The organism is Gibbsiella greigii, from assembly GCF_039540155.1.
GTDB lineage: Bacteria > Pseudomonadota > Gammaproteobacteria > Enterobacterales > Enterobacteriaceae > Gibbsiella > Gibbsiella quercinecans.
This window is the reverse complement of record NZ_BAABEM010000006.1, coordinates 265,202-280,650: the sequence shown is the minus strand read 5'-3', so window position 1 is coordinate 280,650 and position 15,449 is coordinate 265,202. Positions and strand designations below refer to the sequence as shown.

Sequence of the window (15,449 nt, the reverse complement as noted above, 5' to 3'; positions counted from 1 at the left end):
GCGTTTTCTGTAAATTCAATGTTCATTGTTCATCGCAACGCGATCAGGCCAGCTTGCCCACCGTCGCCGCCAGTTCAGGCAGCGCGGCGCTTGCAAACAGCTCTTCGAAGTCTGGCAGGCTGCCCAGCGTCTGTGTGTTGCGCGCATCCTGATGGATAATCCAGCCGTAGGTCGCCAGGCTGTCCATCGAACGGATATTGCGCTGCTTCAACGCCGCCTTGTAATCCGCCACGCGTTTGGCGGCGATCAGCGCCGCTAGCTCATCATCGCTGTAGTGTTCGATGGCGGCCCGGCCGTGGCGCTGCAGTTTGCTCATCAGCGCGAAATCCTCCGTCATCAGCAGGTTGCGCACCGCTTTCTGGGCGGCTGGATCTTCTACGCTGGTGCCTTTGGGTAAACGCGAAAGCGCCAACTGCTGGGCGGTGCTCAGCACGGTGTAGTTGTTGAGCAACACCAGCATTTCCGCCGTGTCGGTATCGCCATAGCCCGGCACCGCGCCGCCAGCGATGGTTTTGTTATCACGCCATGCGCGTTTGAACTTGGCGACCTGATGGGTCGCCAGCGCGACGGACAGTTCTTCCAATAGATCTTTGCGCGGCTTGGCCTTGAGAATTTCGCCGGCATCCTGATACAGCAGCAGCGCGCGCGGCATCACGTAAACAAAGTGCGCCCGTTCAGCCTGCCAGTTATCCAGCAGCCAGGCGGCACGCTCGGAGCCGGTGGCTTCCAGATGCCACTGCAGCATCGCCAGTACCGCTTGCTCATGCACTTGCGCCATGGCATCGTCGGCGGCGATGGCGCCGTAAAGCACCGAGTCGCCGGCTGCGTGCGCGGCCAGTGCGCCGTAGGGATCGTACTGGTAGGCGAAACCGCCGCTCATACCGTTGCCGAAGCCCTTGCCAAAGGTGCCGAGGTTGAGCACGGCGCCGTTGGTCATATATTCACAGCAGAAATCCCCCACGCCCTCTACCACCGCCGTAGCGCCGGAGTTGCGCACGGCGAAACGGTCGCCGGCCTGGCCCTGCACAAACAGCCGGCCGCCGGTGGCGCCAAACAGGGCGAAGTTACCAATCAGCACGTTGCCGCCGGGTTCCTGTGAACCGCCGCCCGGTGAGGTGACGATGATTTCGCCGCCGCACTGGCCCTTGCCGACGCCGTCGTTACAGGTGCCGCTGTGCTGCAGGCGCATGCCGTCGTTGCAGAATACGCCGTAGGATTGGCCGGCGGAGCCGGATGTAGTGATACGCACGGTGCCTGGGTGCAGGTAGCGGCGGCCGCGATCGTCGAGCAACACGGCCGGCATGTTCGCCAACTGCGTATGATCCAACTGGTGGTTGAGCAGCCGTTCGATGTCGATCGCCAACTGGCCGCCCACGCTCTTGTAGCGGTTGTTGAGGGTGATGCCCTGGCCCAGCGCCAGATCGGTTAGCCCTTGCTCCACCAGTGCGCCGCGCAGCGGCGCCACCCAGGATTCGTCCAGGTGGAAGTCTTTTTCCAGATAGACCGGTTGCGCGATTTTCACCTCCGGCACCACGGTCAGCATGGCGCGCAGATCCAACTGGCCCACTTCACGCGGGTGGTCCATCAGGTGCAGCAGATCGGCGCGGCCGCGCGCTTCACGCAGCGAACGCAGGCCGAGCCAGGCCAGAATTTCACGCACTTCGTGCGCCACGTTCATAAAGTACTGCGCCAGTTGGCGTGGATCGCCGTTGAAGGCTTCGGCGTTAGTGGTTAACCCCGCCGGGCATTTCACGTTGCAGTTTTTCGCCATGACGCACTTGAGCATCATCAGCGCGGTGGTGCCGAATTCGAAGCTGTCGCCGCCCAGCAGTGCGGATTTCACCACATCGCTGCCGGTTTGCTGCGCGCCGGAGCAACGCAGGGTGACTTTATCGCGCAGGCCGTTGGCGCACAGCGCCTGGTGCACCTCGGCGATGCCGATTTCCGCCACGCGGCCGGTGTATTTCAGGCTGGTGACTGAGGCCGCGCCGGTGCCGCCGGTGTTGCCGGCCACGTTGATCACATCAGCGCCGGCTTTCGCCACGCCGACGGCGATGGTGCCGATGCCTTCTGAAGACACCAGTTTGACGATCACCCGCACCCGCGCTGCTTTGCAGTCATGGATCAACTGCGCCAAATCTTCGATCGAGTAGGTATCGTGGTGCGGCGGCGGTGAAACCAGCTCCACCCCCGGCGTACCGCCGCGGGCGGCGGCGATTTCCACCGTCACTTTCGGCGCCGGCAACTGGCCGCCTTCGCCGGGCTTGGCGCCCTGGCCGATTTTGATTTCCAGCTCTTCCAGCATCGGATCGGCCAGGTAGCCGGCCCATACACCAAAGCGGCCAGAGGCCAATTGCTTGATGCGTGAAGCGCGCAGGGTGCCATGGCGGGAATAGTGCTCGCCGCCTTCGCCGCAGTTGCTCATACCGCCGACCATGTTGGTGCCGTGCGCCACCGCTTCGTGCGCCGGGGCCACCAGCGCGCCGTGGCTCATGGCGCCGGAGGCGAAGGTGCGGGTAATTTCGCTGGCCGGCTGCACGGCGTTTAACGCCAACGGCGCCGGCGCGGTAAAGATGCGCGCCAGATAATCGGCGGCATCGCCCCGCGCGCGAAGGCGCAGCGTATCGTCCACGATTTCGCGTTCTTCAATCTCGTCGGCGAAGCGGTTGACCAGCGCCAAGCCGAGCGCTTTGAGCCGTTCAGCCGTGGGTTTCAGGCCGTCGACGGCGTCCACCAGGCGTAGCGTGAAGCGCCCGTCGCCTGTGTTTTCACACTCCAGCCCGCGAATCGCAAACCCGTTATTGATCAGCGCATAGCGGCCCAGCTTGCGGCCGAATTCCATCACGCTGTCGATGTGGGTTAAATCCGCCGGGAATGCCAGAATGTCGCGTAGCGCGGCCGGGCGGCGTTTGCGTTCCTGGGCCATCAGGGCCGAGAACTCGCGGTAGTCCGGGGTCACCTGGAAGTTATCGATGGTGGCGTTTGACAGGCGATCAAAGCTGGTATGGGCGAACGCGGCCGGTTTAAGCGCAAAGGCGTCATCCAGTTTGGACAGCGTCAGCAGGCGCATGAAGCGATCTTCTTCACGCGGTTTGTCGACGAAGCGGATCGGCCGCTCCGTCATATCGATAAAGCTGCGCACGGCGATGGTGCCGTAAGAGTGGCCGGCACCTTCAGCACGTTCTTTAAACAGCCCCAGTAGCGGCACATCGGCTTCGCCTTTAACCTTCAGCGCGCTTTGGTGCCAGTCAACCGTCATTTGGGCGATGGCGGCAAAGCCGGCGCCGCCCACCGGCGTTTTGATGTTGGGGAAGTATTTTTTCAACACCGGATCGTTGGTATCGAGGAAGTTCGGCTCGAAAAACTCACCGCAGGTGTAGCTTTCGACGGTGCACAGGCCCACTTTGCCCATGGTTTTCATCAGCGCTTTTTCCGCCGCTTTGGCATAGCGTTTAAACGCTTTGTTGCCTTCCTCGCCTTCGCCGTATTTTTCTTCGGCGCGCATCTGCACGCCTAATGGGTAGATGGCCGAGGCGCCAAAGCCCAACGCCGCGGCGATGTGGTGCGAAGAAATGCTCTGGCCGCTTTCCACGACCAGCGAAAGATCCAGGCGCAGGCCCTCTTGCACCAGCCGTTGGTTGATGGCGGAAACCACCAGCAGCATCGGCATGGCGGCGCGGGTGGAGGAGATGTGGCGATCGGTGATCACCGCGATACCGCCCTGTTCACGGGCGAAATCCACCACCTGCTGCGCCAGTGCATCAATCGCGGCTTCCAGCGCGTTGGCATTGGCGGCGCGGCTGATGAGATCGCTGCCGATCACCGGCGTATACAGCATTTCAAAACGGGCATAGGGCGCCACCTGCTGTTCGCGCAGGCGCAGCATGTCCAGGTGGGTGAGGATCGGGCTGGGCACGATAATTTGCCGGCCTTTACTGCGGCCCAGGTGGGGTTTGGCGCCCAGCGCCACGCGCAGCGTCATGCCGTCGGCCTCGCGGATGGAGTCCAGCGGCGGGTTGGTCACCTGCGCAAAGCGCTGTGAGAAATAGTGCGCGACGCCGCCTTCGTGATCGGACAGCACGTTGATGGCGTTGCCGTAACCCATGGCCGAAATTTTTTCCGCGCCGGTGGCCAGCATCGGGTCCATCATGAACTTGAAGCTTTCTTGATTGTAATAGTAGGCGACGAAGCGCTGGTAGCGTTCCAGATCGCCGTTGTAGCGCAGTGGCGAACCCTGTTTTTCCGCTGGGATTTGCGGCAGATCCTGCAGCGTGACGCGCGCGCGTAACAGCAGCGCTGGGTAGTCTTTTTCGGCCGCCAGTTTTTCCAACGCTTCCACCGTGGTGAAGCTGCGTTTTTCCCGGTGATCGTAATACAGCATCCCGCCGGCTTCGATGCGCCCGCGGCGCAGCACGCTTTCCGGCGGGAAGGCGATCTGGCCCGCTTCCGACATGGCGCCGATATAATCCGCGGTTTCCACGGAGCGCAGCGGGCGCAGGCCCAGGCGATCAAGCCGCGCGCCAATCACTTCGCCGTTGCCGAAAATCAGCGCTGCCGGGCCGTCGTTCTTCTCTTCATACAGCGAGAAGTATTCCAGCATGGCGCGCACCTGCGGCGACAGCGAGTCGTCGTTCTCCCACGCCGGCGGCATCATCGACACCACGGCGGTGATCAGATCCAGATCGTCTTCCATCAGGCGGCTGTGAATGGTTTGGTCCAATCGCGAACTGTCGGACTGCCCCTTGGGCCGCACGATGTTTTTGCCGCGCGCCAGCGCCAGCGCGGCTTCGGCGATGCGGTTTTTACGATCGGTGTTCAGTTCGCCGTTGTGCGCCATCAAACGGAACGGCTGCGCCATGGTGGTGTGCGGATCGGTGTTGGTGGAAAAACGGGTATGGAAGAACAGGCTGTGCACCGCGTGATCCGGATCGGTCAGATCGCAAAAATAGGGGATCACTTCGTTGGAGTTCAGCCGCGCTTTGAACACTTGGGTACGCGAGGAAAGCGAGAGCGGGTAGAGGCCGCCAAATTCGCTTTCGGTAAAGGCGCGGGCTTCAATATCCAGCAGCGCGCGATAGATGTGCTTTTCAAACGCATTCTGATCGGCGATACCCTGTGGCGCGTTAAATACCCATTGCACGATAGGCAACTGGAAAGCGATCGCCGCAGGGCGCAGCACGCTGGTGTCGAGCGGGATATCCCGTTTTACTATCACGCCAAGCCCATAGGTGGCGAGCACGTCTTCCACCAGCCGTTCGGCGTTGGTGCGTAGCTCTGGATCTTTGGGCACAAAGAAGTTGCCCACGCCAAAGCGCCCGGCTTCCAACGGCAGGCCGGTGAGTTTGCGGAAAAAGGCTAGAGAAAGATCCACGTTGACCCCCGCGCCATCGCCCACGCCTTCTGCTGACATACCGCCACGGTGCGGCACGGTACACAGCGCGCTGTGCGCCATACTGAGCACCTCGTGGGTTTGCGTGCCATCCTTACGGGTGATGAACCCTACGCCACAGCTATCGCTGGCCTGGGCCGGATCATACAGACCGTAGGGATAAGGGTTTGGATTTGTCATCGGGGTTCTCCTTTGCACGAAATGGGAACAGTTCGGTGAATTTCATGCAACTTATTGATTTATAAAGATATTAATTGTCGCTGACATTGCTCTACGCACAAAAGAGCATCGAGCGTACTTCCCCAGGCTCTGCTGGGGTACTCCCCTTCACCGCCAGATCGCAGGCACCTTTATCGCGAGCGATCCCTCACTGAGCCCGGCTATGCCTAACGCGTCAGTGGTTATGCCGCTCTCTTTTCCGGCCTCTCAAAACGATCTCACAAGTGGTGATGGCTTGCCTGATGAGGGAGTCTTCTTTTTAATTGCTTACTGCATAAATATGACGAGACGCTGTTCCGTCGGGGATCCTTCCAGCGGACTCCCAAATTAGCGACAAACCCAGAGCAGGTCAAATGGCATTATGGCTGCGGCCATTTAGGGATAATTTTTACTTATAGTTATGAAATAAAAGGTTTTTTTGAGTAGAAAGAGGGTGTTGTAGCGGTTGGCGGGCATACTGGCTGATGGTCGCTATAACTGATAATGATTATTATATTGATTTTATCTGCTGATAATTAACTTGATTGTAGTGTTTGATACTGCTTCGTGTCCTGATTTTGCATTATGGCGCTGTTTTTAACTTCTTAGTCATATTTAATGAGAACGCGACGGCAGATAAGAGAAATTAATGGGGGTAATTTGATTTTATTTGCACTTAAAGTGAATCTTTATGCGTTTTGGGCTTAAGGGAAAAGGCATTTTGTTTTGGTGGGGCACACAGCGGCAGGCACGATTGCCGTTGGGGAAGGATAGTCTTTTGCCAACGTGAGTCAATAGCCGTGGTCAGTCTTTTCGCATCAGCACAACAACGGTTCGTCTTGGCCCGGTTTCTATCCGTTTTGTATCGCCTTTTAGGAAAAATGCTGACATTAATTACGAAAAATGGTTATCAGGGAAAATGATTGCCATACTGACGATTGTGATGCCGCAGCGAGGAAACCATGAAAGCTAAACTCCCTATTCTGCCCCCGGACGCCGAGGAAAAAAAAACGCATGAGCTTGATCGCTTTGACATGGCGATTTTGCGCCTGCTGCAGGCGGATTCATCCATATCCAATGTCGCGCTGGCAGAGAAGGTCAGCCTGAGCCCGCCGGCCTGTTTACGGCGTGTGGAGCGGTTGAAGCAGGCCGGCCTGATTAAAGGCTATGTCGCGTTGCTGAACCCGCAGGCGTTGAACGCTGGGCTGGTGGTGTTGATTGGTGTGGTGCTCGATCGCTCAACGCCAAGCTCGTTTGAAGACTTTGAGACGGCGGTGCAGCAGATCAGTGGTTGTATGGAGTGCCATGTCGTTACCGGCGAGTTTGATTATATTTTGATGATCCGCACCAAGGACAACCAGAGTTTCAATCGATTGCATGCGGAACAGTTGCTGTTTCTGCCTGGTGTTCGCCAGATCCGTTCTTTTATTGGCCTACGCGAAGTGCTTTCCACCACGCAGTTAACCTTCTAAGGCTCAAGAAGGGGAAATGCCGAGGCCCGGTTTCCCGGGCCTGCGGTTTGCGATTAGCCGTTGCGGAACAGGTAGCTGTAGGCGCTCAGCGCTGGCGCACCGCCCAGGTGGGCATAAAGGACTTTTGAGCCTTTCGGGAATTCGCCATTGCGGATCATGCCGATCATGCCCTGCATGGATTTGCCTTCATAGACCGGATCGGTCATCACGCCTTCCAGGCGCGCGCACAGGCGGATGGCTTCCAGCGTACCTTCGCTTGGCAAACCATATTCCGGCCCGCCAAAGCGGGTATCAAGCACCACGTCTTCTTCCGTGATCTCGCGGCCCAGTTCAACCAGGTTAGCGGTGTTTTGGGCGATGCGTAAAATCTGCGCTTTGGTTTTTTCCGGCTTGGCCGATGCGTCGATGCCAATCACATTGCGGGAACGACCATCCGCGGCAAAACCAACCACCATCCCGGCCTGGGTACTGCCGGTGACCGAACACACGACGATATAGTCAAATTTAAAACCAAGTTCCTCTTCCTGCTGGCGCACTTCTTCCGCAAAGCCGACAAAACCCAGGCCGCCATAAGGGTGTTCGGAACAACCGGCCGGGATTGGGAACGGTTTGCCGCCGTTATGTGCGGCTTCTTCCATGGCGCTTTTCCAGCTTTCGCGAATGCCGATATCAAAACCCGCGTTGTCCAGGCGCACGTCGGCACCCATAATACGCGACAATTCAATATTACCGACCCGATCATAGACTGCGTCAGAATAATTAACCCAGTTTTCCTGCACCAGAATACATTTCATTCCTAAATGTGCGGCAACGGCGGCTACCTGGCGAGTTTGATTTGATTGAATACCGCCAATGGAAACTAAAGTATCGCAGCCCTGAGCTAATGCTTCAGGGATCAGATATTCCATTTTACGGGTTTTATTGCCACCAAATGCCAGGCCGCTATTACAATCTTCGCGTTTGGCATAGATTTCTACATCGCCGCCCAAATATTCGCTGAGCCTTTTCATTGGCGTAATAGGAGAGGGGCCAAACGTTAATTGATAGCGTGGGAATTTTTCCAGATTCATAATAAGGCTCCGGTAGACAATGATAATGACCGATTGGGGTATTCTGTGGAGAACACGGTTATCCTGTACCCCAAATACTACACGAAACGAAATGAATTTAAATTGCTAATTATCTCTGTTTTTTTATTTAAAATTCCAACATTTTTTCTATTTTTTGTTTTAACTGGCTTAAAAATACATAAAAACGAAATAAAATTAATCTTGCTGTAGCCACATGCCCTCCGCGGGCAACGGCATAGCCGTTTTGTAGCGCACCTGCTTGAGGGCAAAGCTGGAGCGAATGTTGGCCACGCCGGGAATACGGGTGAGGTGGTTGATGATGAAACTTTCTATCTCATTGATATTATTTACAAGTACCCGTAGCAGGTAGTCTGCGTCGCCACTCATCAGGTAGCACTCCATCACCTCCGGGCGTTCGGCGATCGCCTGTTCAAAGCGCTGCAATGCTTCCTCTCTCTGCCGATCGAGGCTCACGTGGATAAACACGTTAACGCGTAGCCCCAGGCGCTCCGGTGAAAGCAGCGTCACCTGCTGGCGGAACAACCCAAGCTCTTCCAACGCTTTGACCCGGTTAAAACAGGGGGTGGTGGAGAGATTCACCGCTTTCGCTAATTCAGCATGGGTGATTTTGGCATTTTCCTGCAGTTTATTAAGGATATTGATATCGGTTTTATCCAGTTTACGCATAAAAGAAAACCTTTCCTGTGAATGAAGGGCTGGATGGAAAATTTATACTGAAACAAACAGCGCTTGGCTTAATAAAGGAAAAATATTTTGTCATGAAAATAATAAAATACCTATACCCAATAGATTTGAGCTACAGATGTGCGGCCACCCGGTTAATCGCCAGGCGTATTAATGTCGCCGGCCGGTAATTTGCATTATTGGGGAACCTGGAAAAGCAAACTTCAACGAGAGAGTTAAAATGACCATGCATTACTCCCCGTCAGAAAGTAAAAACATAGGCTGGAACAAAACGCAGGCTGTTCATCGTTGGAAAGCCGCCATAGCGTCACCGCGTGTTTGCGGGGTGGCCATGCTGTTTTTGGCGATTCTGATTTGGGGCGCGAATTGGCCGGTCATGAAAATGGGGCTGCACCACATCACGCCATTGTGGTTTTCCGCATTGCGTTTTGTTCTGGGCGGGCTTTGCCTGTTCGCTATCCAGATTGTCACCGGCACGCTAAAGCGCCCACAGCGCCGCGACATTCCGTTACTGCTCAGCGTTGGCCTGCTCCAGATGCTGGCGTTCACTGCGCTGGGCGCCATTGCCATGATGGAGATTCCCGCCGGGCGCTCTGCCATCCTTGCCTATACCACCCCGTTGTGGGTGATGCCGGGGGCGATTTTGTTTTTTCGCCACCGTGTGACCCGCCCGGAATGGCTCGGGACGCTGATCGGCATTGCCGGCGTCGCCGTGCTGTTTAACCCGCTGACGCTCGATTGGGCGAACGGTGCGGTGTTGCAGGCCAATCTGCTGTTGCTGATGGGATCATTCTGTTGGGCCATTTGTATTCTGCACCTGCGTTATTATCGCGGCGCTTCAAGCGCCTATCATTTGGCACCCTGGCAAATGCTGATTGCGGCGGTACCGTTGCTGATTTTGGCCTGGTGTAAAGAGGGCCCTTACACCGGTGATAATTCTCTGCGTTTTTGGGAAGTTGCCCTGTTCGTGGGGCCGCTGACCACGGCGTTCTGTTTCTGCGCCGTCAATGCGGCCAGCCAGTGGCTCACCAGTACCGTTATGGCTTCCTCGATGTTGGGTGTGCCGCTGGTGGGGTTGTTGATTTCGGTGTTTTTTATGAACGAGCCTTTAACGCTGAGCCTGCTCGCCGGCGTTGCGGCGATCGTGGGTGGCCTGCTTATCGTGACCCTGATGCGCCCACGGCGTTAGCGGTAGCCTGCTAAATAGCGGCCGTTATGAAAGACCACGATATGGGGAAGCTGGGCGCCATGGCTGGCGCCCAAAATATCAGGCCAGGTGTTGCTTACGCTGCTTCAGTCTGCGGCTGGTGCTTTCCCTGCCGTTGCGACCGATCGGGCTGGTGAGCCGCCAGCGTTTCCGGTGCAAAATCATCGACATTGATCGCCTGCAAACGGCTCTCTTCGGCCGCGATCAGCAGTTTCGCCTCGTCACTGCAGATCTTGCCTTCCTCCAGCGCCTGTTGCGCCAAGAGATCCAGCCGGGTGAACGACAGGTTCTTGCCCGCCTGTTTGCACAAGCGTGCGTGGATCGGCTCTGCGGCGATGATGTTCGCCAACGCGGCCTCCAGCAGGCCTACCGGGTTATGTGGGCTGGCCGCCAGGTATTGGCCGCGCCCCAGGCGGCTGCGGGTGGCGGAAGGTTCCTGCAGGATTTTCGCCAGTTGGTGATCCAGACGATCGGCCGGGGCGCGTTGTACGCGGCCGAACGGGAATATCACCCAGCGTAGCGCGCCTGCAATCCCGCGGTTCGGGAAGTTGCGCAGCAGATCGTCGAGCGCCTGTTCAGCCTGATACAGGCAGTCCTGCACGCCCCAGTGCACCAACGGCAGATCGGCCTGCTGGCGCCCCTCATCGTCGTAGCGTTTCAGCGTGGCGGAAGCCAGATACATTTGGCTGAGCACATCCCCCAGGCGCGCCGAAATGCGTTCCCGGCGCTTCAGGCTGCCCCCCAGCACGCTCATGGCGACATCGGCCAGCAGCGCCAGGTTGGCGCTCAGGCGGTTGAGCTGCTGGTAATAACGGCGCGTAGCATCTTTGGTCGGCGTGCCGCTGGTGCGGCCGTTGGTCAGGCCGAGCCAAATGCTGCGCGCCGTGCTGCCGCCCACGTGGCCAAGGTGGCCGAACAACGCCCGATCGAAGGCGGGCAGATCGTCGTGTTGCGCGGCGGCCATCTCTTCCAGTACGTAAGGATGGCAGCGGATGGCGCCTTGGCCGAAGATCATCATGCTGCGGGTCAGGATATTGGCGCCTTCCACGGTGATGGCGATCGGCGCGCCCTGGTAGGCACGCGCCAGGAAGTTGGATTCGCCCAGCATAATGCCTTTACCGCCTGCGATATCCATGGCGTCAATAATCGCCCGCTGCCCGCGGTGGGTGCAGTGGTATTTAACGATGGCTGACAGCACCGCCGGCTTTTCGCCTTGCATCAACCCGCTGGTGATGAGCGTTGCGGCGGCATCCATTACGTAGGCGTTCCCGGCGATGCGCGCCAGCGGTTCTTCAATGCCCTCCATTTTACCGATTGGCATCTTGAACTGGCGGCGGATACGGGCATAAGCGCCGATCGCCAGCGCGGCGGATTTCAGGCTGCCGGTGGAGTTGGCGGGCAGGGTAATGCCGCGGCCAACCGACAGGCATTCCACCAGCATGCGCCACCCCTGGCCAGCCATCTGCGGGCCGCCGATAATATAATCGATCGGCACGAACACATCGCTGCCGCGGGTTGGGCCATTCTGGAACGGAATGTTCAAGGGGAAATGGCGGTTGCCGATCTCAACGCCCGGCGTGCGGGTTGGGATCAGCGCGCAGGTAATGCCGGGCGCGGGGTTATCGCCCAGCAGGCGATCCGGATCGTACAGTTTGAACGCCAGCCCCAGCACGGTGGCCACCGGCGCCAGCGTGATATAGCGTTTGTTCCACGTCAGGCGCATGCCGAGGACCTGCTGGCCTTGCCATTCGCCCATGCACACCACGCCGGTATCCGGAATGGCGCCGGCGTCGGAGCCGGCTTCCGGGCTGGTCAGCGCAAAGCAGGGGATCTCATCGCCGCGCGCCAGAGCGGGCAGATAACGGTTTTTTTGTTCGTCGGTGCCGTAATGTTGCAGCAACTCACCGGGGCCGAGGGAGTTGGGAACGCCGACGGTGATTGCCAGTATGCCGGAAACCCCGGCCAGTTTTTGCAGCACCAGCGCCTGGGCGTAGGGCGAAAACGCCAGTCCGCCGTACTCTTTTTTAATGATCATGGCGAAGAAACGGTGCTCTTTCAGGAAAGCCCAAAGCTCGGGCGGCAGATCGGCCAACTGGTGGGTGATTTGGAAATCATTCGCCAGACGGCAGGCTTCTTCTACCGGGCCTTCGAGGAAGGCGTGTTCTTCCGGCGTTAATTGCGGTTTAGGATAGTTATGCAGTTTGTTCCAGTCTGGCCGGCCGCGGAACAGATCGCCTTCCCACCAGGTGGTGCCGGCGTCGATCGCTTCTTTCTCGGTGCGTGACATCGGCGGCATGAGTTTGCTGAAGGCGCGCAGCGCCGGTGCCGCCAACAGTGGGCGGCGTAGCGCGGTAATATTCAGCGGCAGCAACAGCACCGCCAGCGGCAACAATAGCCAAAAAGACCACAGGCCGGCCACGCCCATGATCGCGGTATAGCCCAGCAGGGCGAGGCTGCCAAACGCCAGCGAAACCCGGTGGTAGAACAGCACGCCGATAAGCGCCAGTAAGGCAAGAATGCTAAGAACCGTCATAGTGTCGCTCCAAAGTCCTAAGAGGTCTGACCTGTTGTCTATGATGGTTTTAGTTTATACACATTTTTTTATCAATGCATTTACACTTTAATTACAACCTGGCTCACAAACTGGCAGCACCTGCAGCTAAAAAATCACGTGTGCCTCAACCGAATGCGGCTTTTGTTGACAATGCTTCTCGCTATTTGCCCAATCCGTTACACTGCGGACGAAAGATTGACAATGCCACAGGATTAAAAGAGGGCTCCTCATATGTACCAAGATTTGATTCGTAGTGAACTGAATGAAGCAGCTGAAACCCTGAAAAATTTTATCAGCGACGATGCCAATATCGAGGCCATCCAAAGCGCGGCGGTGTTGCTGGCCGATTCCTTTAAGGCCGGCGGTAAGGTGATCTCTTGCGGCAACGGGGGTTCCCACTGCGATGCCATGCACTTTGCCGAAGAACTGACCGGCCGTTACCGCGAAAACCGCCCAGGCTACCCGGCGATCGCCATTTCCGATGTCAGCCATCTGTCCTGCGTGAGCAACGATTTTGGCTATGAGTTCGTGTTCTCACGCTACGTGGAAGCGGTGGGGCGCGAAGGGGACGTATTGCTGGGGATCTCGACTTCCGGCAACTCCGGCAACATCATCAAGGCGATTTCGGCGGCGCGCGCCAAAGGGATGAAAGTGATCACCCTAACGGGCAAAGATGGCGGTAAAATGGCCGGTACGGCCGATGTGGAAATCCGCGTGCCGCACTTTGGCTATGCCGATCGCATTCAGGAGATCCACATAAAAGCGATCCATATCTTGATCCAATTGATTGAAAAAGAAATGGCTAAGGCTTGATGGTGTTGTGGGTATAGCGCGCTTGCGCTATACCCGTCATACTGCAAGTTGCTGATGCGTTGGTTTGATGCTTCGGCCCGTTCGGGGCCGGCGTAGGCGCCGTTCAAAAACGCTTTTGGCGTTTTCGCCCTGCAAGGCGAATGAGTTAGGGTAGGTACCTGAGCGTATCAATGAATACCGGCGTGAAGCGGTGAGGGGAGCAGGTTCTGCTTCCCGGCAAGCGGTAATGCCAATGATGTTGAGGAGTAATTGGCGATGTGTGAACTGCTCGGGATGAGCGCAAACGTGCCGACCGATATCTGCTTTAGTTTTACCGGGCTGGTTCAGCGCGGTGGCCGTACCGGGCCACATAAGGATGGTTGGGGAATTACCTTTTATGAAGGCAACGGTTGCCGCACGTTTAAAGATCCCCAGCCCAGTTGTAATTCGCCGATAGCCCGCCTGGTGCAGGACTACCCGATAAAATCCCGCGCCGTAGTGTCCCATATTCGCCAGGCTAACCGCGGCGAAGTGGCGCTGGAAAACACCCACCCGTTTACCCGCGAACTGTGGGGCCGTAACTGGACCTATGCCCACAACGGCCAGTTGAAAGGGTATCGCCGGTTGGAAACCGGTAACTTTCGCCCGGTTGGGCAAACCGACAGCGAATACGCCTTTTGCTGGCTGCTGCATCAGCTTTCGCTGAAGTATCCGCGCACGCCAAGCAACTGGCCGGCGGTATTTCGCTATATTGCGCTGCTGGCGGATCAACTGCGGCAGAAAGGGGTATTCAATATGCTGTTGTCGGATGGGCGTTACGTGATGGCCTATTGCTCCACCAACCTGCACTGGATCACCCGGCGCGCGCCGTTTGGCAAAGCGACCTTGCTTGATCAAGACGTGGAAATCGATTTTCAGCGGCAAACCACGCCGGATGACGTGGTGACGGTGATCGCCACCCAACCGTTAACCGGCAATGAAACCTGGCACAAAATTGCGCCAGGTGAGTTTGCGCTATTTTATTACGGTGAGCGGCTTGCCCTGGGCGAACGGATCGCCGCCGGCGGTTGATGCGAACTGCGTTGGCTTATTGCTGCTCATTACCGGCTGCGCCAGCACGTACTGGCCGTTAGCCACGGCCACCGTGGGCGGCTGGTGATTTTTGACGAAGTAATCGTAACCCGGTTTTAACTGGCGCCAAAAGCCGATGTAGGTGGATGTGCGGTGGCGCTGCAGGTTCTGGTCGGTCATGCGGAACGGGTAAATGCTGATATTGACCCGGGCCTGGCCGAAAGCGAATGCGGTTTCTACATAGCGATAGATTTCATCCATGTAGTCGTTGGTCATCGCGTAGCAGCCAATGGATTTGCATTCACCGTGGATCATCAGATAGGCGCCGGAATAACCTTGCGCCCGATCGTAATCATTCGGGAAGCCGATATTGATTGCCCGATAATATTTGCTGTCCGGCTTCAGATGGCGCACATCAACGCTATAAAACCCTTCCGGGCTTTTAAAATCGCCGGCCATGCGCTTGGGGCCCAATCCGCCGGAGAATTTGCAGATAGGGAAGCTTTTGACCAGCCGGAATTCGTTGCCCATTTTGGCATACAATTCCAGCACGCGTTCTTCTTTGAAGATCTGGATATAGACGGGGGAGCCTAATAATTGCTGTTTAACTGCCGGTGACTCAGGGACCAGCTCGCTGGCGCTGCAGGCGGTGATCGTCGGCATACAAAATAGCATCGCAAACAACAGCGCGATCTTACTCATTAATTATTCCTGCTTATATATTGCCGATGGTGCAATGACCGCCGGCGTGCCACTGATTTTTATTTTATAACGTTAATAACCCCGCCAGATTACCAGTGTGTTTTTTTTTCGCAATATGCAGCGTGTATAAAAAACAAACAAATTTAAATAAAAATCGTTTTATGCGCCGTTTCTGGCAGATGCGATGAAAATAAACCCATTTTAATTCCATTTGCTTGACCTTGGTCACTGCCCTGCACCGGGATGATGTTGCAAATGATGTTAAACTATGTCCAAAGGTTAACCGTCG

At 57.0% G+C, this 15,449-nt stretch carries 9 protein-coding genes; 4 read left to right on the top strand and 5 right to left on the bottom strand.

Annotation, left to right across the window (positions count from 1 at the left end):
• Positions 1-43: 43 nt before the first annotated feature.
• Complete coding sequence (locus tag AC559G_RS04545; protein ID WP_498911623.1) at positions 44-5,569, bottom strand: glutamate synthase family protein; 5,526 nt, start codon at positions 5,567-5,569, stop codon at positions 44-46.
• A gap of 980 nt (positions 5,570-6,549) precedes the next feature.
• On the opposite strand from AC559G_RS04545, the gene AC559G_RS04540 reads away from it, so the two are divergent.
• Positions 6,550-7,059 carry an Lrp/AsnC family transcriptional regulator gene (locus AC559G_RS04540; protein WP_498911621.1) on the top strand — a complete coding sequence of 170 codons (510 nt, stop codon included), beginning with the start codon at positions 6,550-6,552 and terminating at the stop codon, positions 7,057-7,059.
• A gap of 53 nt (positions 7,060-7,112) precedes the next feature.
• Here the strand turns inward: AC559G_RS04540 and AC559G_RS04535 are convergent, their stop codons facing one another.
• Both AC559G_RS04535 and AC559G_RS04530 read right to left on the bottom strand, forming a co-directional pair.
• A complete protein-coding gene (locus tag AC559G_RS04535) occupies positions 7,113-8,129 on the bottom strand; it encodes an aminocyclopropane-1-carboxylate deaminase (RefSeq protein ID WP_498911619.1) in 1,017 nt (338 codons plus the stop codon).
• A gap of 195 nt (positions 8,130-8,324) precedes the next feature.
• Complete coding sequence (locus AC559G_RS04530) at positions 8,325-8,816, bottom strand: Lrp/AsnC family transcriptional regulator (RefSeq protein WP_498911617.1); 492 nt, start codon at positions 8,814-8,816, stop codon at positions 8,325-8,327.
• A 349-nt stretch (positions 8,817-9,165) separates the two neighbouring features.
• On the opposite strand from AC559G_RS04530, the gene AC559G_RS04525 reads away from it, so the two are divergent.
• Positions 9,166-10,023, top strand: coding sequence for a DMT family transporter (locus tag AC559G_RS04525; protein WP_498911615.1), 858 nt, complete (start codon positions 9,166-9,168; stop codon positions 10,021-10,023).
• 94 nt (positions 10,024-10,117) lie between these two features.
• On the opposite strand, the gene fadE is transcribed toward AC559G_RS04525, so the two are convergent.
• Positions 10,118-12,574, bottom strand: coding sequence for an acyl-CoA dehydrogenase (gene fadE, locus AC559G_RS04520; protein WP_498911613.1), 2,457 nt, complete (start codon positions 12,572-12,574; stop codon positions 10,118-10,120).
• 252 nt (positions 12,575-12,826) lie between these two features.
• Between fadE and lpcA the strand changes: the two genes are divergently transcribed.
• Positions 12,827-13,408 carry a D-sedoheptulose 7-phosphate isomerase gene (gene lpcA, locus AC559G_RS04515; RefSeq protein WP_438596614.1) on the top strand — a complete coding sequence of 194 codons (582 nt, stop codon included), beginning with the start codon at positions 12,827-12,829 and terminating at the stop codon, positions 13,406-13,408.
• A 255-nt stretch (positions 13,409-13,663) separates the two neighbouring features.
• A complete protein-coding gene (locus AC559G_RS04510; protein WP_438596613.1) occupies positions 13,664-14,458 on the top strand; it encodes a class II glutamine amidotransferase in 795 nt (264 codons plus the stop codon).
• On the opposite strand, the gene dpaA is transcribed toward AC559G_RS04510, so the two are convergent.
• Complete coding sequence (dpaA, locus tag AC559G_RS04505) at positions 14,402-15,160, bottom strand: peptidoglycan meso-diaminopimelic acid protein amidase (RefSeq protein ID WP_498911610.1); 759 nt, start codon at positions 15,158-15,160, stop codon at positions 14,402-14,404. The genes AC559G_RS04510 and dpaA overlap by 57 nt on opposite strands.
• Positions 15,161-15,449: the final 289 nt, after the last annotated feature.